The sequence below is a fragment of the Bordetella muralis genome (assembly GCF_965139205.1).
GTDB classification, from domain to species: Bacteria; Pseudomonadota; Gammaproteobacteria; order Burkholderiales; family Burkholderiaceae_B; genus Bordetella_A; species Bordetella_A muralis.
This window is the reverse complement of record NZ_CBCSIU010000008.1, coordinates 13258-34503: the sequence shown is the minus strand read 5'-3', so window position 1 is coordinate 34503 and position 21246 is coordinate 13258. Positions and strand designations below refer to the sequence as shown.

The following is a 21246-nucleotide window of genomic DNA, read 5'->3' as shown; positions in this document are numbered from 1 at the left end:
TCGCACTATGCGATCCGCCTGACGGCTCAGCCCTTTCTTTTAATGAGTGGCCTGCGCGCCATAACGGCGCGCGACGTAGTCTTCGACAATGGTCTGGAATTCTTCGGCGATGCGATCACCCTTGAGGGTGACGGTCCGTTCGCCGTCGATGAACACCGGGGCGGCAGGCACCTCGCCCGTACCCGGCAGACTGATCCCGATATCCGCATGGCGGCTTTCACCAGGGCCATTGACCACACAGCCCATCACCGCGACGTTCATACTTTCGACACCGGGATAACGGGCGCGCCACACCGGCATTTGGCGACGCAAATAAGACTGAATGCTGTCGGCCAGTTCTTGGAAAAACGTGCTGCTGGTGCGGCCGCACCCAGGGCACGCCACCACCATCGGCGTGAATGCACGCAGATTCATGGTTTGCAGAATTTCCTGCGCGACCACGACCTCGCGCGTACGATCGCCGCCGGGCTCGGGGGTGAGCGAAATACGGATGGTGTCGCCGATGCCTTGTTGCAGCAAGACACCTAACGCAGCCGTCGAAGCCACAATGCCCTTGCTGCCCATGCCGGCTTCGGTCAGGCCCAAGTGCAACGGGTAGTCGCACCGCGCCGACAAATCGCGATAAACGGCGATCAAATCCTGTACGTGGCTGACTTTGCACGACAGGATGATGGCATCGCCACGCAGGCCGAGTTCCTCAGCGCGCTGGGCATTGCTGATTGCGGACACGACGAGCGCATCGCGCATCACGGCCTGGGCCTCCCAGGGCTGCGCGCGGCGGCTGTTTTCGTCCATTTTGCGCGCCATCAGCTCGTGATCCAGGCTGCCCCAATTGACCCCGATGCGCACGGGCTTGTCGTAGCGGCAGGCGACTTCGATCATTTGCGCAAAGTTGTCGTCGCGACGCTTGCCGCCGCCCATGTTGCCGGGGTTGATCCGGTACTTTGACAGGGCTTGCGCGCAATCAGGAAACTGGGTCAACAGCTTGTGGCCGTTGTAGTGGAAGTCTCCCACCAGCGGCACCGATACGCCCATGCGATCCAGTTGCTCGCGGATAGCGATGACCTCGCGGGCCGCCTCGGGCGTGTTGACCGTAATACGCACCATTTCGGACCCGGCGAGCGCCAGTTCTTTTACCTGAATGGCCGTTGCAATGGGATCCGCGGTATCCGTATTGGTCATGGACTGGACCACGACCGGGGCCTGGCCCCCGATATGGACAACGCGCTCGCCCCATTTCACGGCAACCGAGCGAGTCGGACGGCGTGAGGCTGCGCCGACTTCGGGAGGCGGGGCATCTTGGCAGGGCAAAGACAACTCTTGCATGCGTATCTTGAGTTACGGTTTTGAGCCGGACAGCCAGGATGGCAGCCAATCGGCAGGGAGCCAGTCTTGCCAGAAAGCATAACCGCCCAACACTGCCAACAGTACGACAATCACCAGCATCCATCCCCACGGCACGGAACTGCGGCTATCACTGTGTCCGCTGACGGCCACAGGAATCGTGCGCGATACCCGGTGAACGGAACCCGGCGAGCTCAGCACACCGACTTGGCTTTCCACTGACGACACAATCGCCGCCGGGTCGGTATCGAGCAGGCGCGCATAGCTGCGGACCAGCCCGCGCAGCGAAACGCCCTTGGGCAACTTGTCCCATTGCTCGCCTTCCAGAGCCTGGATCTGGCGCGGGGCGAACTTGATGCGGCTCGACACGTCCTCTAGAGACCAGCCCTTTGCGACGCGCAAGTCCTTCAGAGCCTGGCCAACGGTAGCCGTCGCGCCTGCGTTCGCTGGCTGGGCCGGAGTTGCCGATTCCTTGGGAAGCGCCGCCGCGTTGAGCTCCTGCGTCATGCCTGCACCTGTGCAATGGGTATGGTCCGCCCAGCATTACGCTGGGCGACACGTGTACGATCGCGAACCTCTCCAGCCAATTGTCCGCAGGCCGCATCGATATCATCGCCACGCGTCTTGCGTACCGTCGTCACAATACCAGCATCCATCAGACGCTGGGCAAAGACCTTGACCCGCGCCGAGGGCGAACGCTTGAGACCAGAGGCCGGAAACGGATTAAAAGGAATCAGGTTGAGTTTGCAGCGGACCTGCCGCGCCACCTGAATGAGCGCCTTGGCATGTTGGTCGGTGTCATTCACACCATCCAGCATGCAGTATTCGAACGTAATGAAATCACGCGGCGCACTGGCGAGATAGCGTTCGCACGCAGCCAGCAATTCGGCCAACGGATATTTTTTATTCAGCGGCACCAGTTCATCGCGCAAGGCATCCGTAGGGGCATGCAACGATACGGCCAAAGCCACCGGACAATCTTTTGCCAACCGGTCCATCATGGGAACGACGCCCGACGTGGACACGGTCACGCGACGACGCGACAGGCCGTACGCATTGTCATCCAGCATCAAGCGCAGCGCAGGCAACAGCTGATCGTAGTTGAGCAGGGGCTCGCCCATGCCCATCATGACGACGTTGCTGATCACACGCGTGTCATCACCACGCGCCCCGCCCAGGCGCGCCGTACCGGCATCGGCCTCGAGGATGCGCTTGGCCCACCACAACTGGCCGATGATTTCGCTGGCCTGCAAGTTGCGGTTGAACCCCTGGTGACCGGTAGAACAGAAACGGCAATTGACCGCACAGCCTGCCTGGCTGGACACGCATAGCGTGCCGCGGTCGTCTTCGGGGATGAAGACGGTCTCAATGGCGTTGCCCTGCCCCACGTCGAACAGCCACTTGCGTGTGCCATCCGAGGAGCGCTGCTCGGTATTGACCGGCGGCGCCTGGATCAGGCAGTGCTCTGCCAACTGCCCGCGAAATTCGCGAGCCAGATCGGTCATGGCGTCGAACGAGTCAGCCCCACGCTGATGCACCCAACGCTGCAATTGGCGGGCGCGAAAGGGCTTGCCCCCCCACTGCCCGACCAGATCGGACAGTTTGGCGGCATCGAGGCCCAGGAGATTGACGCGTTCGGCGGTTTCCATGACGTACTCAGGTAATGCTAACCCAGATCAACGGCTGTGGATGTTGATTTCGGGGAAGAAGAAAGCGACTTCGACGGCGGCGGTTTCGGGAGCGTCGGAACCGTGCACGGCGTTGGCATCGATGCTGTCAGCGAAATCGGCGCGGATGGTGCCGGCCTCGGCTTTCTTGGGGTCGGTCGCGCCCATCAGGTCGCGGTTTTTCTGGATGGCGTCTTCGCCTTCCAGGACCTGCACAAACACGGGGCCCGAGACCATGAAGTCAACCAGGTCCTTGAAGAAGGGGCGTTCTTTGTGCACGGCGTAGAAGCGCTCGGCGTCGGCACGCGACAGTTGTTGCAGGCGTGCGGCGATGACTTTCAGGCCAGCGCTTTCGAAGCGGGCGACGATCTGACCGATGACATTCTTGGCCACGGCGTCGGGCTTGATGATCGAGAGAGTACGTTGGACGGACATGGAGACTCCAAATTCCTAATAAAAACAGGGACTTCTGTAGGGTTTACAGTAACCCGGCATTCTAACACGCCGTCATGACCGCAATACATCTTAAAATGAACGGTTTGCTTGGCCAACAATCGGCCAGGCCCTCGCCTTTTGCCGGAACCCAGTAATGACCGAAGCCGCTGCCCCGATCCCGTCTGACACCGATACCGCCGACCTGCCCAAGAGCTTTGAGCCCGCAGCGCTCGAGGCCCAGTGGTACACCGAATGGGAGCGCCGCGGCTATTTCGCGGCAGGCCAACACGTTAAAACGGGGACAGACGCCCAGCCCTACGTCATCCAGTTTCCTCCACCCAATGTAACAGGCACGCTGCACATGGGGCACGCGTTCAACCAGACCATCATGGACGGGCTGGTGCGCTATCACCGCATGCGCGGCGACGACACCGTGTTTATCCCCGGTACCGACCACGCCGGTATTGCCACCCAGATCGTGGTCGAACGCCGCCTGGACGCCGAAAAAGTCTCGCGCCACGACCTGGGCCGCGAAAAATTCGTCGAAAAAGTCTGGGAATGGAAAGAGCAGTCCGGCAACACCATCACCGGCCAGGTCCGCCGCCTGGGCGCCTCCGCTGACTGGCCCCGTGAATACTTCACCATGGACGACCGGATGTCGCGCGGCGTGGTGGAGACTTTTGTCCGCCTGTACCAACAGGGCCTGATCTATCGCGGCAAACGCCTGGTCAACTGGGATCCGAAACTGCTGACCGCAGTGTCCGACCTCGAGGTCCAGTCCGAGGAAGTCGACGGCCACATGTGGCACATTCTGTACCCGTTCGTCGACGGGCCGCAAACCATTGTGGACAAGGACGGCCAGACGGTCACGCTGCGCGGCATGACGATTGCCACCACGCGTCCGGAGACCATGCTGGCCGACGGCGCCTTGTGCGTACACCCGGACGATCCCCGCTACCAGCACCTGGTGGGCAAGATGGTCGAACTGCCACTGTGCGACCGCAACATCCCGATCATCGCCGACGATTTCGTCGATCCGGCATTCGGCACCGGTTGCGTCAAGATCACCGGCGCACACGATTTCAACGACTACGCCTGCGCGCAACGTCACAATCTGCCGTTGATTGTGATTTTCACGCTGGACGCGCATATCAACGAAAACGGCCCGGCACAGTTCCAGGGCATGGAACGCTACGAGGCCCGCAAGGCGGTCGTGGCCCAACTGGAAGCCGAGCAATACCTGGTCAAGGTCGAACCGCACAAAATGATGCAGCCCAAGGGCGACCGTACCGGTGTCGTGCTCGAGCCCATGCTGACCGACCAGTGGTTCGTGGCAATGAGCAAGCCCGCACCCGAAGGCACGCTGAACCCCGGCAAGAGCATCACCGAAGTCGCCCTGGATGTCGTGGCCAATGGGCAGATCAAGTTCTATCCGGAGAACTGGACCACCATCTACAACCAGTGGCTGAACAACATCCAGGACTGGTGTATTTCGCGCCAGCTCTGGTGGGGCCACCAGATCCCGGCCTGGTATGCCGAGGATGGCCAGGTCTTCGTCGCGCATTCGGAAGCTGATGCACAGGAACAAGCTCGCGCCGCTGGCGTGACGGGTCCGTTGACCCGCGACCCAGACGTACTGGATACGTGGTTCTCGTCGGGCCTGGTGCCCTTCACCACCCTGGGCTGGCCCGAAAACACCCCCGACCTGCAACGCTATCTGCCCTCCAGTGTGCTGGTCACGGGCTTTGACATTATTTTCTTCTGGGTCGCGCGCATGGTCATGTTGACCACGCACATGACGGGTCAGATCCCGTTCAAGCACGTCTACGTGCACGGCCTGATCCGTGATGCCGACGGCCAGAAGATGAGCAAGTCCAAGGGCAACACGCTCGATCCGGTGGACCTGATCGACGGCATCGACCTGGATGGCCTGGTGGCCAAGCGCACCTATGGATTGATGAATCCAAAGCAAGCCAGCTCGATCGAAAAGGCCACGCGCCGTCAGTATCCCGATGGCATTCCGTCGTTCGGCACCGATGCCCTGCGATTCACCATGGCAGCGTACGCCACGCTCGGCCGCAACATCAATTTCGACCTCAAGCGCTGCGAAGGCTATCGCAATTTCTGCAACAAGCTGTGGAATGCGACCCGCTATGTGTTGATGAACACCGAGGGCCACGACCTGACCGGCGATCAACCTGCCGAGCTGTCGTTTGCCGATCGCTGGATTGTCAGCCAGTTGCAGGCTCTCGAAGCAGAAGTCGAACGCGGTTTTGCCGACTACCGTTTCGACAACGTCGCCAACGCGCTCTATCGCTATGTCTGGGATGAATACTGCGATTGGTACGTGGAACTGGCCAAGGTGCAGATCCAGAACGGCACGCCCGCGCAACAACTGGGGACGCGCCGTACGCTGATCCGAGTGCTCGAGGCAGTGCTGCGTCTGGCCCACCCGATCATTCCGTTCATTACCGAAGCGCTGTGGCAAAAGGTCTCGGTGGTGGCAGGCAAGCGCGCAGAAGGCACCGACGACAGCGTCAGTGTTCAGCCCTACCCGCGCAGCAATGCAGAGGCCATCGATGCGGCAGCCGAGGCCGATGTGGCCGAGTTGAAGGCTCAGGTCGAAGCGGTGCGCGCACTGCGTGGCGAAATGAATCTATCACCCGCGCAGCGCGTTCCGCTGGTGGCTCAGGGCGACGCCGCTACACTCAAGCGCAACGGCCCCTACCTGGCCGCGCTGGCCAAGCTGAGCCAGGTCGATGTGGTCGATACGCTGCCTGATGCCGGCGCCCCGGTGCAGGTGGTGGGCACGGCCCGCCTGATGCTGCACGTTGAAATCGACGTGGTGGCGGAACGTGCGCGCCTGGATAAGGAAGTCGCCCGTCTTGAAGGCGAAGTCGCCAAAGCCAATGGCAAGCTGGGCAATGCCAGCTTTGTCGAACGCGCACCGGCGGCAGTCGTTGAACAGGAAAAGGCGCGCTTGGCGCAGTTCAACGAAACGTTGAATAAAGTCCGCGAGCAGCGGGCAAAGCTGAACTAAGGCGTCAACCCTGCAGTTCTGCCGGGCTTGCCGGGTCGTGTCCACTATCTGGCGCGCCCGGCGGGCTCGAATTCGAACCGGCCACGCCGATAATCCAGAGCCTTAAGGCAACATGGATTTCCAGCGCGCGGCTGGCGTCACCCAAAAAGCCAATAAGATCTTCGGCGCTGGCCAGCCGTTGCCGCATGGTGTTGACGTGAATGCCAAGGCGCGCGGCGGTCACGGTAGCATTCTGATTGTTGTCGAAGTAACTCAACAGCGTGGCGGCGAGTTCCGAGCCGCGTTTGCGATCATGGGCAATGACTGGGCCTATCACCGAATCGAGAAACCTGTTCAAACTGGCGCTGTCCTGCGTCTCGAACAGGACGGAATACAACGCGATTTCGTTTTGACCGACGATGCGTCCACCCATACCCAGCCGGCCCACGACAGACAGGGCGCGCCGCAACGCGGCATACAAGGCTGGCATTTCCGCCGCACTGTGTGCCGGACGCGACAGGACTCCCCGGTAAGCGCCACCGAGTTCGCGGCGGGCGAAATCGCTAAAAGCGTCCAGCAATTGTTGAGCTCGCGTCGTGCCACACACGAAGGCCAGTACGCCATCGATGTCGTCCAACACCAGTTCCGGCCAAGCGTAATGGGCACGCAGGCGCCGCGCCAACAGCCCTGACACGGGCTTGTCCAACTCGACCAGCATCAAGGACATAGGCTGCGAGATATTCAAGCCGAAACGCTCGGCACGGGCGCGCGCCAACACGGGCTCACCCTGCCTGGGCGAAATCAAAGACTGCATGAACTCGGAAATATCGCGGCTCTGATTGGCCTCCATGCGCTCTTGCGAGAGCAGCACGATACCGATCACACTCGAACTGCGCTCAAAGGTCCGGATGGAAATATCGCGCATGTCTTCGCGCCGGAACAACAACACTGAACCGAGCGTGCCTCCACCACCGATCACCGCCGTCACCCGGCACAACTCGCCGCCGCTTTCGTAAGCGATTGTTGAACGGCCCGCCCGCCGGCTGTCTCGCAATGCCTGCGCCAGCGCAGCGCTGTGCGGCCCGTGCGGCTCGTAGGCGTCAGCCGCAGCGCTGACATCGCCCGATGCTGTCGCTCGCCCGACGACGTGGTGCATCTCGTCCAACACCAGGATGCTGCCCTGGAGCAACTGTGCGATGGCTTGGCACAGCTCGCCCATTGACGCACCTCGCGCCAGCAACAAGGTCAGGCGCTCATGCGCTTCAACGGCGCTTTGGACATCGCTCGCATGCCGCTCTAATTCAGCGCGGGCCATGTCGGCCTTTTCCAGCGCCGACTGGGCATCTGCAAAAGCCTGAGCGTTGTTGATGGCCACGGCTGCATGCGTGGCCAGCGTGCACAAGACGGAAATATTCAACGCCGTGTGTGTGCGATGGTAGCGATCGGCCACGAACAACAAACCGATCACACTGTCGTCCCAGATCAGAGGGACGCCCACCAACGCCGCCACACCCTCGTCGCGAAAAATATCGTCCAGTTCAGGATCATGAGCGAATCGATTGTCGTGCAGATAGTCCGGCGTAGAAAACGGCAGCCGCGTGGACATCACCACCCCGGCGACGCCGAGCTTGCGTTGCACGGTCATCTTTGCCGTACGCCCAATGATGGCGCCTTCGGAAACCACGACCCGGAATTCACCGCTCGGCGCGTCGTAGATCGTCAGCCAGCAGACATGCGCGCGCAGCAGGTCGCGCGCACGGGTGACGATGGCTTTGAGCAGCTCGGACAAATCGAGCCGGGCGGCCATGTCTTGCGCGGACTCGATCACGGCGAGCATGCCGCGCTCGCGCTGTTCATGCTGCTCCAGCCGGCTGCGCAGACCCATGGCCATGCGAGCCAGCTCGATCAATCTGTTCTTTTGCACCAGCCCATCGGGCAACGCCTCCAGCGAGGCGAGATGCGAGGCGAAGTCTTCGATCGGAGCGTTGCCATGCAACAGGCCGACCAGATCGGCGGCCACGGTCTCTGTGCCCGGGACTTGCGCTGCGTTCGCGCCCGCGTCATCGCGTTTCCTGCGTGAAACCGGGGACTGGGGCATAGCGTTCAGACCTATTCAAGACAATAATGCTCGCGGCTCCAGCCGAGCACAGTGTGAATATCACATCAACAACCCTGATTCTATATTGGTATCACACATATCCATAATGGCCTGACTCCGTGACACTGTCGATATGCCAATCACAGGATGCCAAGCGGTGCATACAAGCCTAATCGACACTTTACGACCGACGCCCGGCCTGCGCGTGCTGGTCACAGCCGGGGCGTCCGGCATCGGCGCCGCAGTGGCCCACGCATTCCGTGAAATAGGAAGTCATGTGCACGTCTGCGATATCGACCGTGCGGCGCTGGACAGGCTGACCGCGGAAACACCAAAAATCACGACAAGCGTGGCAGACGCTTCGGTCGCCAAGGACGTGGAAACCGTGTTTGCCGACGTCCGAAATACGCTGGGCGGCTTAGACGTACTGGTGAATAACGTCGGCATAGCCGGACCCACCGGCCCCGTAGAAGAACTGCAACGCGGTGACTGGGAACGCACGGTGGATGTGAATCTGAACAGTCATTTCTACTTCGCCAGCCAGGCGGTGCCGCTACTGAAGGAATCGACGCGCAATCCCTGCCTGATTGCCATGAGTTCTGTGGCAGGTCGATTGGGATACGCCCTGCGCACGCCCTACGCGTCGACCAAGTGGGCCATCGTGGGGCTGACAAAATCGCTGGCGATCGAACTGGGCCCCCATGGCGTGCGCGTCAATGCCATTTTGCCCGGCACCGTCGAGGGCGAGCGTATGGACGGTGTGATCGGCGCGCGCGCTGCAGCCGCCGGTGTGTCGGTCGACGCCATGCGTGCCGAGTACTTGAACAAGATCTCGTTGCGCCGCATGGTCACTGCGGACGACATTGCGGCCACGGCATTATTCCTGTGCTCGCCTGCGGCGCGCAATATCACTGGCCAAGCAATCAGCGTGGATGGAAACGTGGAATACCTATAAGCACACCAGGCCGACACAGTCGGCTCGTCCTGAAGCATTAAAAAAAGGAGACAGACAAATGAACAAATTCAGCCTTCCCGGCATCGCCATGACCTGCGCACTCGCGGCCGGCGGCGCGACCGCATCAGCGGCTCCGGTCAAAATAGGCTTGGTGGAAACGCTGTCCGGCCCGCAGGCGTCATCGGGACAGTCGTATCGAGCGGCCGTACGATACGTGATAGACGAGATCAACGCCGCAGGAGGCTGGAACGGCGAGCCCGTCCAGTTGCTGGAGTATGACAATCAAGGAGGCCCTTCTGGCGCGGCGGACAAGCTAAAAGCGGCCGCTGCAGACGGTGTGCAGATCGTGGTGCAGGGTGCCTCATCGGCAATCGGCGGCCAGATCACCGAAGACATACGCAAGCACAACTTGCGCAATCCCGGCAAAGAGATGGTCTACATCAACATGGGCGCCGAAGCACTGGAACTGACCGGCGAGAAATGCAATTTCTACCATTTCCGTTTTGCCGGCAATGCACAGGTGCGCACCAAATCGCTGGTCGAGGGGATGAAGAAGGCGAATGCGTTAGGGACCAAGGTCTATGCTATCAACCAGAACTACTCCTGGGGCCAGGATATGCAGCAAGCGATCCTGGACAACCAGAAGCTCGGCGGATACACGGTGGTGGACAAGACGTTGCATGACGTGAACAAGATCCAGGACTTTTCGCCCTACGTTGCAAAAATCGCCGCATCCGGCGCCGACACGGTCATGACCGGCAATTGGTCCAATGATCTGCTGCTGCTCATGAAGGCATCGAAATCCGGTGGACTGAAGGCGCGTTACGGTACCGTGTATCTCGATCAGCCGGGCAATCTCGCCAATGCCGGCGAGTTGGCCGAAGGCAGCTTTGTCGCGCACACCTTCAACGCCGAGGCGGGCAACGAGGACGCAGAGAAATTTCTGCAAGACTATCGCGCCAAGACCGGTCATATACCGGTGTTTGTCGAACCACAAACCGTCTTTGGCATGAAGATGGTCGCCGAGGCGCTCAAACACACGCAGCCGAAAGACGGCGCGCTGAATGTGAACGAATTGGCCAAGGTGATGGAAACGACCCGCATTTCGACACCCATGGGCGAGATGAGCATGAGGGCATCGGATCACCAGGCGCAATTGCCCATGGTTGTGTCCACCGTTTCTCGTGACGCCAGACACAAGGTCGACGGCACGGACATGGGTTTCAAACCCGTACTGCTGCTCGACGCCGAGCAAGCCTCTACTCCGGTGCAGCCCAGCTGCAAAATGAAGCGCCCCGGTTGAGCGCCAGACCATGGAACAGATTCTTTTCTCGCTGATGAACGGCGTCGTCTATGGATTACTGCTGTTCATGGTGTCCGCCGGATTGACGCTGATTTTCGGCATGATGGGTGTGCTGAATTTTGCCCATGCGTCGTTCTATATGCTGGGCGCGTACTTTGCCTATACGCTGCAAGGCATGCTGGGATTCTGGCTGGCCGTGATCGTGTCACCGCTGCTGGTCGGTCTGATCGGGGTGATCGTGGAACGCTACTTTCTGCGCCGAGTGCATCGTCACGGACATGCGCACGAATTGTTGTTGACGTTCGGACTGTCATTCATCATCGCGGAATCGATCAAGCTGTTTTATGGCAATTATCCGGTGGATTACCGCATGCCGCCGTCGCTGGACTTTGCCGCCTTTAGCGTGGGCAGCACGCAGTATCCCGCCTATCGTCTGTTGATGGGCGGCATCGCCATCGCGATGTTCATCGTGATTTATCTGTTGCTCACACGCACACGCGTCGGCATCGTGGTGCGCTCGGCGATTCACAGGCCCAGCATGGCCGAGGCGCTCGGGCACAACGTACCGCTGGTATTCATGGGCGTGTTCGGTGCCGGCGCAGCGTTGGCCGGGCTGGCAGGCGCAGTAGCGGGAGCCTTCTACACCACCAATCCGAACATGGCACTGGAGCTGGGAGTTATGGTGTTCGTCGTCGTCGTGGTCGGTGGCCTCGGATCACTGGTCGGTGCCATGCTGGCCTCGTTACTGATAGGCATCATGACCTCATTGGCAGTGACGATCGACAGCAGTCTGGCCGATCTGTTTGCGCTGTTTGGCGCTGGCGAATGGGCACGTAATGTCGGAGGCCTGATGACGTTGAATCTGTCCAGTTTGGCTGCGACGCTGCCGTTCGCGCTCATGCTGTTGATCCTGCTGGTGCGTCCCGGTGGGCTCATGGGTGAAAAGGGCTGACGTCATGAAAAAAACTTTCTACTGCTGCGTGACCGGCGTTCTACTGCTGGTGGCATTGCCCATGCTGCTGTCGCAGGGCCTGCTGAATGCCGCCATCCAGATGCTGATCGCCGCCCTTTTTGCCAGCGCCTATAACCTGCTGTGCGGGCAAGCGGGCATGCTGTCTTTCGGACATGCCGCCTATTTTGGCGTGGGTGCGTTTGCTACCGTGCACGCCATGAACGCAATAGGCGGCGCGGGACTGTTGCCCACACCATTGATGCCTCTGGCCGGCGCGGGAGGCGGATTGATTTTCGGAGGTATCGCGGGCTGGTTTGCCACACAGCGCAGTGGCACCTACTTCGCGATGATTACCTTAGCCATCGCCGAACTTGTCCATTCGCTCGCGCCTCATCTGAAAACGATATTCGGCGGCGAGGCAGGCATCTCGACCATGCGTATGCCCGCTATGGGGTTGGATTTTGGCTCCACCACCCAGGTGTATTACCTGACCCTGGCCTGGGTGCTGCTGGCCATGGCCTTGCTTTATTTGTACACCCGCACGCCACTGGGCAGGTTGACACTGGGACTGCGCGAGAACCGGCATCGGTTGCAATTCCTGGGCTACAACGTGCACGGCCTGAGCACCCTCGTGTTCGCAATTTCTGCCATGTTTTCCGGCATTGCCGGCAGCCTGCAAGTGCTCTCAAATGAATCGGCCAACTATGTGGTGTTCGATCCGTCGCTCTCGGCCGCTGCGGTGCTTAACACTTACATAGGCGGCGTGCAGGTATTCCTGGGGCCTGCCTTTGGCGCGGCGTTGATGACGTTCTTTGGCTATGCCATCTCGGATTTGACCCGATCCTGGTTGCTCTATCAGGGCATCCTGTTTGTACTGGTCATGATGTTCATGCCGACGGGGTTGAGCGGCCTGATCTCCGTTGCCGCACGTCTGTGCGAGCGCCACGGTTTAGGCCGAGTGTTACCGCTCTTTCTCACAGGCATCGTTTGCGTCATGCTGGCTACCGCGGGCGTTACATTCACGATCGAACTCCTGCAACGCTTGTTCTCGCAGGAATACCGATCGCTATTGCAAGCCCATCCCGACGCAGCATGGCCTGCAGTCATGCTCCTAGATCAACCGTGGCGACCTGGATCGCCGTTGACCTGGTGCGTTCCTGCACTGTTATTCGGAGCAGCCCTTTGGTGTTACCGGCGCTGCCGTCATCAACTGCAAATGCTATCGATCGACGACAGCCAGTCTGCCATAACCTCACCGGCCGCTATACACCCCAGCAAGGATGCAGCATGAGCGAACCTATCCTGGCCCTGCATGGTCTGCGCAAATCGTTCGGTTCCACCGACATCATTCGAGGCATCGACCTGAGCGTGCGCCCTGGCGAGCGGCATTCCATCATTGGCCCCAACGGCGCGGGCAAATCCACGCTGTTTCACTTGATCTCCGGTCAATTGGCGCCGAGCGCTGGCGCGATTCAATTCGAGGGCCGCGAGATAGCTGGTCAATCTCCGCAAGCCATCAATCGACGCGGATTAGCGCGCTCGTTCCAGATCACCAACATCTTTCCACGACTCAGCACCTACGAAAACGTGCGTCTCGCAGTCATGCGTGCACACCGTTCACAGTATGCGTTCTGGCGTTTCATCGATCGGGATCGCGGCATACGCGCTGAAACAGAACGGCTATTAGGCCTGGTACGGCTGAGTGCCAAGGCAGATGCGATCGCCGGTGAAATGGCCTATTCAGAACAGCGCTCACTAGAGATCGCGATGACGCTCGCGTCCGATCCGCGCTTGATATTGTTGGACGAGCCCATGGCGGGTATGTCGCACGACGAGACGCAATACACCTCGCAGTTGATTCGCGAAATATCTGCTGGCCGCACGCTCATGATCGTCGAACACGACATGGACGTCGTTTTTTCGTTAAGCGATCGCATCAGCGTCGTGGTGTATGGCCAGATCATCGCGACCGGATCACCCGAAGAAATCCGCAACCACGCAGGCGTGCGCGAGGCCTACCTGGGCGACGAGGCAAGCTCATGAATACCGCCGCTACCACACTGCTCAATGTAGAGAATCTGCACGCCCACTACGGCAAGAGCCACGTGCTGCATGGCGTGGATCTGCAGGTTGGACAGAACGAGGTCGTCAGTCTGGTCGGTCGCAATGGGGCTGGACGCTCGACCACGATGAAGACCATCATGGGTCTGGTGGCGCCAACCTCTGGCCGTATATGCCTGCAGGGCCGCGACCTGACAGGTGCGCGCCCCTACACCATGTGCCGCGCGGGTATTGCCTACGTGCCAGAGGAGCGTGAGGTGTTTGCGAATCTCACCGTGGACGAAAACTTGCGCATGGGCGAACAACCCGCGGTGCCGGGCGCGCATCGCTGGACGGTGGAGCAAATGTTCGACTATTTCCCGCGCCTGAAGGAGCGGCGCAACACCAAGGCAGGCAGCCTGTCCGGCGGTGAACAACAAATGCTGACCATTTGCCGGTCGCTGCTGGGCAACCCGCTCGTCATATTGATCGACGAGCCCACCGAGGGGCTAGCACCCCGAATCGTCGCCCAGGTCGGCGAATGCATACAGGACATGCATCGCAAAGGCGTATCGGTGCTGCTGGTCGAACAAAAGCTCACTATCGCGCTAAAGGTCTCTACACGTGTCTGCGTCATGGGCCACGGCCGCATCGTATTCGAAGGCGGCCCGCAGGAACTGAGCGCCAACGACGAGCTGCTGTCGCAATGGCTGGCCGTCTGACTTCGGAGCAAAAAATGAAAAACAGCCAGAACAAAGTCATCATTTCATGCGCAGTCACGGGATCGGTCCACACGCCGACCATGTCGGCGCACTTGCCACTGACGCCTGAGCAAATTGCCGAACAGGCCATCGAGGCCGCGGCTGCGGGTGCGGCCATCCTGCATCTGCATGCACGCGATCCCGTCGATGGCCGTCCCACGGCGGACCCCGCCATATTCGACGCGTTTGTTCCGCACATACGCGACGCTACCGACGCCGTGATCAACATCACCACCGGCGGCAGCACTCGCATGACACTGGAAGAACGGCTGGCGTACCCGCTGCGCGCCAAGCCGGAGATGTGCTCGCTGAATATGGGCTCCATGAATTTCTCGATCCATCCTGCTGCACGGCGTATTACGCAATGGCAATACGACTGGGAAAAGCCTTATGTCGAAGGCATGGAAGACCTGATCTTTCGAAATACCTTTCGCGATATCCGGCACATCCTCAAAGTGTTGGGCGATGAGTGTGGCACGCGCTTCGAGTTCGAGTGTTATGACTTGGGTCATCTGTACAACCTCGCGCATTTCGTCGATGAAGGCTTGATACAAGGACCCTTATTCATCCAAGGCGTATTCGGCATCCTGGGCGGCATGGGGCCTGACCCGGAAAACCTGGTCACCCTGAGAACCACCGCAGACCGCCTGTTTGGCCGCGACGGTTATCGTTTCTCGGTGCTAGGCGCAGGCCGACACCAAATGCCTCTGGTCACAATGGGCGCGATCCTGGGCGGCAACGTGCGCGTGGGATTGGAAGACAGCCTCTACGTGGCTAAAGGCCAGCTCGCCACCTCATGTGCCGAACAAGTGCGCAAAATCAGGCGTATTCTCAATGAGCTTTCGCTCGACGTCGCCACACCGGACGAGGCGCGCACCATGCTGGGACTGAAAGGCCGGGACGCCGTCGCTTTTTGATTCCTGTCCGGACTCTGTACACCAACCCATGCTGCAGCCTTGCTGCCCACCTTTATCCCTCAGCGTAAATGCCGAGGTCTCTCGAGTTAAATGATGAAAAAGTACCTGCTGGATCGTGTAGCCATCGTCACCGGAGCCGGCAGTGGCCTGGGCCGGGCACATGCATTGGAACTCGCCCGCCAGGGCGCACGCGTCGTCGTCAACGATGTGGCCGGATCGCACCCCGGATCGCCTGCCAGTTTAGTCGTCGACGAAATCGTCAGTGAAGGCGGAACCGCCATCGCTATCGCCGGCGACGTGACCGATTTTTCCGCCATGCAGGACATGGCAGCCCGCGTGGTGGATCAATGGCAACGCATCGACATCCTGGTCAACAACGCCGGCATTCTGCGAGACAAGAGCTTTTCCAAGATGTCGATCGACGATTTCCGTCTGGTGCTAGATGTGCATCTGATGGGCAGCGTGCATTGCATCAAAGCGGTGTGGGACACCATGCGCGAGCAGCGCTACGGACGCATCGTGATGACTACGTCATCATCGGGCCTCTATGGCAATTTCGGCCAGGCCAACTACAGTGCCGCAAAAATGGCGCTCGTGGGCTTGATGCAGACACTGGCACTCGAAGGCGCCAAGCACGACATACGCGTAAATTGCCTGGCCCCCACCGCGGCCACAGCCATGACCGCGGGCATCCTGACCCCCGAGTCGTTATCGCGCCTCGCCCCTGAGGCCGTAAGTCCCGCCCTGACCGCATTGGTGAGAGACGATGCCCCCACCCGCTGCATCCTGTTAGCCGGTGGCGGCGCCGTCGAAAGCGCGAATATCACGATGACGCAGGGCATATTCACCGATGCGGCCGACGATGCGGCGGGCTTGATCCATGCCCAGATGGACCAAATCCGTGATCGCACGGGCGAACTGGTACCCAGCACAGGGTTTGAGCAATGCCAATTCGAACTGGCTAAAGCTGGTTTTGACATGCGGCTGCCCTGAGCTCCGCTTCGTCGAGCGCGCGGCGTGTAGTGCAGGGTTACCACTCGACGGCACCATGCGGTCCGTGCGGGCACTCGCCTGTTTGCGGCCATTACCTGTGAGGCGAATCAGTTGTCCATACTGATCCCTGCGACCTTGACTACCGTTTTCCAACGCGCAATCTCTTTTAACTGAAACGCGCGCAGCTTTTCGCCCACAGCATCTCCAGGCTTGGCGCCAATATCCTGGATGGCCTTGATCACTTCAGGGGCCTGCAAGATATCAGCCACATTGCGCTGCAATATTTGCAGGTGATCTGCCGGTGTTTGGGCTGGAGCGAACAACGCATACCATGCCGTCGCTACGTAATCAGCAACACCGGCTTCCTGCATGGTTTGCACCCGAGGAATCACAGCATTGCGAACGGGATCGCAAACGGCCAGCGCGCGCAAGGCACCGTTTTCTATGTGCGGCAATACCAGCGGCAAGTCCGCGAACATCACAGGCACTCTCCCGCTGACCAAGTCCACCAGCGCACCCGCGCTGCCTTTATAAGGCACGTGCAGCATCGATGTATGCGTCGAATATTTGAACAACTCGGCGGCAAGATGCTGAGAGGCGCCTACGCCTCCGGATGCATAGCTGATAGAGCCCGGACGATTTTTCAGTAATTGCACCAACTCGCTGACGCTTTGCACCTGCAGGTCGGGATGGACCACCAGCACGAGCGTGACTTCGCCCGCCAACGCGATGGGAGCAAAATCATTTACCGGGTCGTATGGCATGTTGCGGTAGATGAGCGAGTTGGTCGCATGCGTACCAATGGAGCCCATCACCAAGGTATAGCCGTCGGGAGGCGCTTTCGCTACATAGTCGGCGGCAATATTGCCGCTCGCCCCCGTCCGGTTTTCCACCGTGACGGGTTCCTTTAATCGCGTCGACATCTGCGCACCGATCAATCGCGTCAAAACGTCCGTGGAGCCTCCCGGCGCAAATGGCACAATCAAGCGAACAGGCTTGTTCGGAAAGCTGCCTTGCCCGGAAGCCAATGCGATAGATTGCCCCATCATGCCGGCGGCAATTAACGCACGCAGCAGGGCTCGTCGAGTACAGGAGGGGGATCTCATGCTGCCGCCCCGATTTCCGCAATATGGCCGGAAGGCGTACCCAGCACAGTGGTTCGCTCCAAGTGCCGCCGGTATCGGGGGTCATAGTCGCCCAATGCCAGATGTGCTGTGCAACGGTTGTCCCAGATCAACAGGTCCTTTGGCTGCCAGCTATGGCGGTACACAAAATGCGGTCGCGTAGCGTGGCCCACCAAGAAGTCGATCAATGGTTTGCTTTCTTCTGGCGTCATGCCCTCGAAGCACTTGACCTTTTCGCCAATGTACAACGCCTTGCGGCCCGTTTCGGGATGCACGCGCACGACGGGCTGCGCGACCGGCGGGTTTAAACGCTGATTTTCCTTTTCCCAAGAGGTCGATAGCCCCGAATTTTTCCGCTCGGAATGATGAATGCCGTTCAGCCCTTCGATCATCTGCTTCATCCGCTCTGATAGTGCGTCATAAGCGACATACATGTTCGCAAACAGCGTATCCCCTCCGACAGGTGGAACCTCGACTGCACGCAAAAGCGACCCTAGCGCCGGGGCCAAAGTGAACGACATGTCGGAATGCCACATCTGCCCTGTGTATCTGGAGTTCGAGGGGCTGCCATCCGGCTTTTGGTCGTTTGTCACCATCAGCAGCTCTGGAAACGTGGCATTTCGGTCCATAGGCAAGGACTTGTGTTCATCCAGGTCTCCGAACCTGCGGCTGAACGCGATGTGCTGCTCGCGAGAAATAGACTGACCTCGAATCAAGAGCACACCATATTGCAGAAAAGCCTGATGCACGCTTTCCCAATCGCTATCCGAAATCGGAAAATGTAAATCCAGCCCCAGGATTTCGGCGCCCAAGGCGAATGACAGGGGTCTACATTCAATGGCCATGTTTTGTCTCCTTTTGCGGGCCATTGAATCACTCGCCGATGATTTTGATAATCGGTAATATTAGAAAGATTATTCAGATTTTCTAAAAATTATGAATCTGCGTCGTATCGAGAGCTTTATTGCGGTGGCGGAGCTGCGCAGCTTTAGCGCTGCGGGCACCAAACTGCATCGCTCGCCTGCCGCTATCAGCACCCATATACAGCAGCTCGAAACCGAGCTGGGAGTGCCGCTTTTTGATCGCACGACGCGCCAGGTCTCCATGACGACCGAGGGGCAGCTGTTTTATACGCGCTGTCAGACGGTGGTTCGCGAGTTGATGGAAGTCTCACGAGAACTCGGAGACAGATCGGAACTGCGTGGTGGCCACGTATCGATTGGCACAGTCCCGTCGATTTCCAGCTTGAAATTGCCTGCGGTGCTAGGTGAATTCAAAAACAAATATCCGAATATCACCCTGGAACTGCACGAAGGTCCAATCAATCAGATTCACAGGGACCTGAGCGAGCGTGTCACCGATTTCGCCGTTGCCCCCCAGCACGAGGACTCATACGATCTGGATCACAAGGCCATCGTCAATGACCCATTCGTCGCCATCCTGCCTCGTACCATGGCTACCAACCGGAAATACATCACGCTGAAGGCGTTGAACCAGATCGATCAGCTCGCGCTATCCCATGACACCGCGGTGCGGGCCACTGTAGAACTTGTCTTTAGAAATGCGGGCCTGCGGTATCGACCCAAGATCGAACTCACCCATCACCAAACTGTCATCAGCATGGTAGAGGCGGGGCTCGGCGCCGCGATCTTGCCCACGATATGCGTACCCAAGGAAGAGAACGTTGATTACCAGGTCTTGCCTATACGTCCAGGCATCCTCACGCGGCAGATCTGCATTGTCACCGTGAACGGCAAGAGACTCAGTCCGGCAGCCCAAGCATGTGCGGATCAGATCGTTCAGGCATTAAGGGAGTAGGCGTGAAAGGCAAGGCTTTAGTGCTTTGCAGCAGAGACCCCTACCCCGCAGCCGCCAACGCCGCAAGAAACTTTTCATCGGCGCGAGTCAACCACCCATTAGCCCGTGCCCGTTCAAGCAAATCAGGGCGACGCTGTGCAGTCAAGCTCAGGGATTGCTCCCGCCGCCAACGCGCGATATTGGCATGATGGCCGCTCAATAATTCAGGCGGCACGCTCTCGCCGTCATACACCTCTGGTCGCGTGTAATGCGGACTATCAAGCAACCCTGACAACGTGTCATTGAAAGAGTCTTGAAGCGCGGAATCACCATCATTCAGCACGCCCGGCACCAGTCGCACGGCAGCGTCAATCACCGCGAGCGCGGCAATTTCCCCGCCCGACAATACAAAATCGCCAAGCGAGATTTCATCCGTCACACAGCGATCAATAAACCGCTGATCAATACCCTCGTACCGGCCGCAAATCAGAATAACGCCCTCGCCGCCCGCGAGCGACTGAGCGCCCTGCTGATCATAGCGACGGCCCGTCGGCGACAACAGCACCACCGGCGCGACGCCAAAACCCTGCGCTGCACGATCCGACTGCGCAGCAGCAACAGCGGCCTCTAATGGGGCCGCCATCATCACCATGCCCGGACCACCCCCATAAGGGCGATCATCGACCGTGCGATGCACATCGTGGGTATAGTCGCGAGGATTCCAGGCACGCAGCGACCAAAGCCCCTGCGCGTGTGCTCTGCCGGTAACGCCCAAGTCGCGCACGGTTCCGAACATATCCGGAAATAGCGTGACGACGTCAAAGCGCATCAGATTTCCGTGGGCCAGTTGCTGTCGATACGACGCGCGGAAAGATCCACCGCCAGGATATGCGCAGCGACAAAAGGCACCAGCATTTCCATCGGGCGTCCCTTGGGATCGAGCCTGGGCTCAGGCTCTGCGCCAGGCGCGGGCGCACGTTGCAACACCACACGCAAGATCGCGTGGGCGCCGTTATCCATGACATCCTCGACGATACCGACGCGAGCAGGCTCGCCCTCCGCATCCGAATAGAATGCGCAACCGATCAAATCGACCCAGTAATACTCGTCGTCGGCAGTCGCCGGAAACTCACTGCGCGGCACCTGCACGGTGTAGCCACGCATGGCCTCGGCCTGATCACGATCAGCAACACCATCGAGCTGCGCTACCACGGCCGTGCCCTGGGGCCTGGCCTGCAGCACTCGATGGGCGGCCGGTACAGACGTGACAACGCCTCGCGCCGTTTCAGGGGCGAGGCGAGTCAGCCACCAGGTCTTTGCCCGGCGTAAACCATCAGCCTGTGCGGAATGCGGCTGTACCTTGACCCAACCCTTGACACCATACGCCCCGGTAATGCGGCCCAACTCGACTAAGTCGTCGGGCGCTACGTTGCGGGTAATGGCATCAGACGGCATCAGGACTACAGCCGAAAACGACGCACAGGGTTTCCTGCCAGCCCTTAGGCGGCAGCGGAAACCTTGGCCGAGTAGTCTTTGACCAGACGCTCAACGGCGGGCGACAGTTGTGCACCGCTGTTGGTCCAGTATTGGACGCGATCCAGCGCAATGCGCAGTTGCTCCGAGCCTTCGCTGGCGACGGGGTTGTAGAAACCCACGCGCTCAATGAAACGGCCATCGCGACGATTGCGCGAATCGGTAGCTACCAGGTTGTAGAACGGACGCTTCTTGGAGCCGCCGCGGGCCATGCGAATCACCACCATAGGTAATCCCTTGAATTAGTTGTGAAAAACGGAAGATTCTAGCATTAATTCGAAAGCCATAGCAAGCCTTACCTTGGCCAC

General features: G+C 59.6%; 20 protein-coding genes. 10 read left to right on the top strand and 10 right to left on the bottom strand.

The annotated features are described in order from the left end of the window. Positions 1-39: 39 nt before the first annotated feature. From ispG to ndk, 4 genes are read right to left on the bottom strand one after another with little or no spacing between them, the layout of a single operon-like run. Positions 40-1326, bottom strand: a complete 1287-nt coding sequence (ispG, locus tag ACNA0I_RS13335) for a flavodoxin-dependent (E)-4-hydroxy-3-methylbut-2-enyl-diphosphate synthase (RefSeq protein WP_415806494.1) — start codon at positions 1324-1326, stop codon at positions 40-42. A gap of 12 nt (positions 1327-1338) precedes the next feature. Then, positions 1339-1851 (bottom strand): helix-turn-helix domain-containing protein, encoded by a 513-nt coding sequence (locus ACNA0I_RS13330; RefSeq protein ID WP_415806493.1) that lies wholly within the window; start codon positions 1849-1851, stop codon positions 1339-1341. Beyond that, positions 1848-2993: a dual-specificity RNA methyltransferase RlmN gene (gene rlmN, locus ACNA0I_RS13325; protein ID WP_415806492.1), complete on the bottom strand. Its 1146-nt coding sequence runs from the start codon at positions 2991-2993 to the stop codon at positions 1848-1850. The genes ACNA0I_RS13330 and rlmN overlap by 4 nt, the downstream gene beginning before the upstream one ends. Positions 2994-3020: 27 nt before the next feature. After that, positions 3021-3446 (bottom strand): nucleoside-diphosphate kinase, encoded by a 426-nt coding sequence (ndk, locus tag ACNA0I_RS13320; RefSeq protein ID WP_415806491.1) that lies wholly within the window; start codon positions 3444-3446, stop codon positions 3021-3023. Between the two features lie 154 nt (positions 3447-3600). Between ndk and ACNA0I_RS13315 the strand changes: the two genes are divergently transcribed. After that, the gene (locus tag ACNA0I_RS13315; RefSeq protein ID WP_415806490.1) at positions 3601-6486 is read left to right on the top strand and encodes a valine--tRNA ligase; all 2886 of its coding nucleotides are present in this window, start codon (positions 3601-3603) and stop codon (positions 6484-6486) included. A 4-nt stretch (positions 6487-6490) separates the two neighbouring features. Here ACNA0I_RS13315 and ACNA0I_RS13310 read toward each other — a convergent pair whose 3' ends face one another. Beyond that, positions 6491-8563: a helix-turn-helix domain-containing protein gene (locus ACNA0I_RS13310; RefSeq protein WP_415806488.1), complete on the bottom strand. Its 2073-nt coding sequence runs from the start codon at positions 8561-8563 to the stop codon at positions 6491-6493. 133 nt (positions 8564-8696) lie between these two features. Here ACNA0I_RS13310 and ACNA0I_RS13305 point away from each other — a divergent pair, with 133 nt between their 5' ends. From ACNA0I_RS13305 to ACNA0I_RS13270, 8 genes are all read left to right on the top strand, one after another. Further along, positions 8697-9518, top strand: a complete 822-nt coding sequence (locus ACNA0I_RS13305) for an SDR family oxidoreductase (RefSeq protein ID WP_415806487.1) — start codon at positions 8697-8699, stop codon at positions 9516-9518. A 58-nt stretch (positions 9519-9576) separates the two neighbouring features. Further along, entirely contained in the window at positions 9577-10821 is a 1245-nt protein-coding gene (locus ACNA0I_RS13300) for a branched-chain amino acid ABC transporter substrate-binding protein (RefSeq protein ID WP_415806486.1), read from the top strand. 10 nt (positions 10822-10831) lie between these two features. Then, entirely contained in the window at positions 10832-11773 is a 942-nt protein-coding gene (locus tag ACNA0I_RS13295) for a branched-chain amino acid ABC transporter permease (RefSeq protein ID WP_415806485.1), read from the top strand. A gap of 4 nt (positions 11774-11777) precedes the next feature. After that, entirely contained in the window at positions 11778-13064 is a 1287-nt protein-coding gene (locus ACNA0I_RS13290) for a branched-chain amino acid ABC transporter permease (protein WP_415806484.1), read from the top strand. Continuing rightward, a complete protein-coding gene (locus ACNA0I_RS13285; protein WP_415806483.1) occupies positions 13061-13816 on the top strand; it encodes an ABC transporter ATP-binding protein in 756 nt (251 codons plus the stop codon). The genes ACNA0I_RS13290 and ACNA0I_RS13285 overlap by 4 nt, the downstream gene beginning before the upstream one ends. Further along, positions 13813-14535, top strand: a complete 723-nt coding sequence (locus tag ACNA0I_RS13280; RefSeq protein WP_415806482.1) for an ABC transporter ATP-binding protein — start codon at positions 13813-13815, stop codon at positions 14533-14535. The genes ACNA0I_RS13285 and ACNA0I_RS13280 overlap by 4 nt, the downstream gene beginning before the upstream one ends. A 14-nt stretch (positions 14536-14549) precedes the next feature. Then, positions 14550-15491, top strand: a complete 942-nt coding sequence (kce, locus tag ACNA0I_RS13275) for a 3,5-dioxohexanoate:acetyl-CoA acetone transferase (RefSeq protein ID WP_415806481.1) — start codon at positions 14550-14552, stop codon at positions 15489-15491. Between the two features lie 93 nt (positions 15492-15584). Further along, complete coding sequence (locus ACNA0I_RS13270; protein ID WP_415806669.1) at positions 15585-16484, top strand: SDR family NAD(P)-dependent oxidoreductase; 900 nt, start codon at positions 15585-15587, stop codon at positions 16482-16484. A 107-nt stretch (positions 16485-16591) separates the two neighbouring features. Here ACNA0I_RS13270 and ACNA0I_RS13265 read toward each other — a convergent pair whose 3' ends face one another. After that, a complete protein-coding gene (locus ACNA0I_RS13265) occupies positions 16592-17590 on the bottom strand; it encodes a Bug family tripartite tricarboxylate transporter substrate binding protein (RefSeq protein ID WP_415806480.1) in 999 nt (332 codons plus the stop codon). Then, on the bottom strand, positions 17587-18453 hold the full coding sequence (locus ACNA0I_RS13260; protein ID WP_415806479.1) for a TauD/TfdA dioxygenase family protein: 867 nt from the start codon (positions 18451-18453) through the stop codon (positions 17587-17589). Before ACNA0I_RS13260 ends, ACNA0I_RS13265 begins: the two co-directional genes overlap by 4 nt. A gap of 91 nt (positions 18454-18544) precedes the next feature. Between ACNA0I_RS13260 and ACNA0I_RS13255 the strand changes: the two genes are divergently transcribed. Beyond that, entirely contained in the window at positions 18545-19426 is an 882-nt protein-coding gene (locus ACNA0I_RS13255; RefSeq protein WP_415806478.1) for a LysR family transcriptional regulator, read from the top strand. A gap of 40 nt (positions 19427-19466) precedes the next feature. Here ACNA0I_RS13255 and trmD read toward each other — a convergent pair whose 3' ends face one another. The 3 genes from trmD to rpsP are packed head-to-tail and all read right to left on the bottom strand — an operon-like array spanning position 19467 to position 21165. Continuing rightward, positions 19467-20234, bottom strand: a complete 768-nt coding sequence (gene trmD / locus ACNA0I_RS13250) for a tRNA (guanosine(37)-N1)-methyltransferase TrmD (protein WP_415806477.1) — start codon at positions 20232-20234, stop codon at positions 19467-19469. Beyond that, complete coding sequence (gene rimM, locus ACNA0I_RS13245; RefSeq protein WP_415806476.1) at positions 20234-20860, bottom strand: ribosome maturation factor RimM; 627 nt, start codon at positions 20858-20860, stop codon at positions 20234-20236. Before rimM ends, trmD begins: the two co-directional genes overlap by 1 nt. Before the next feature lie 44 nt (positions 20861-20904). After that, entirely contained in the window at positions 20905-21165 is a 261-nt protein-coding gene (gene rpsP, locus ACNA0I_RS13240) for a 30S ribosomal protein S16 (protein WP_094820518.1), read from the bottom strand. Between the last annotated feature and the right edge of the window lie 81 nt (positions 21166-21246).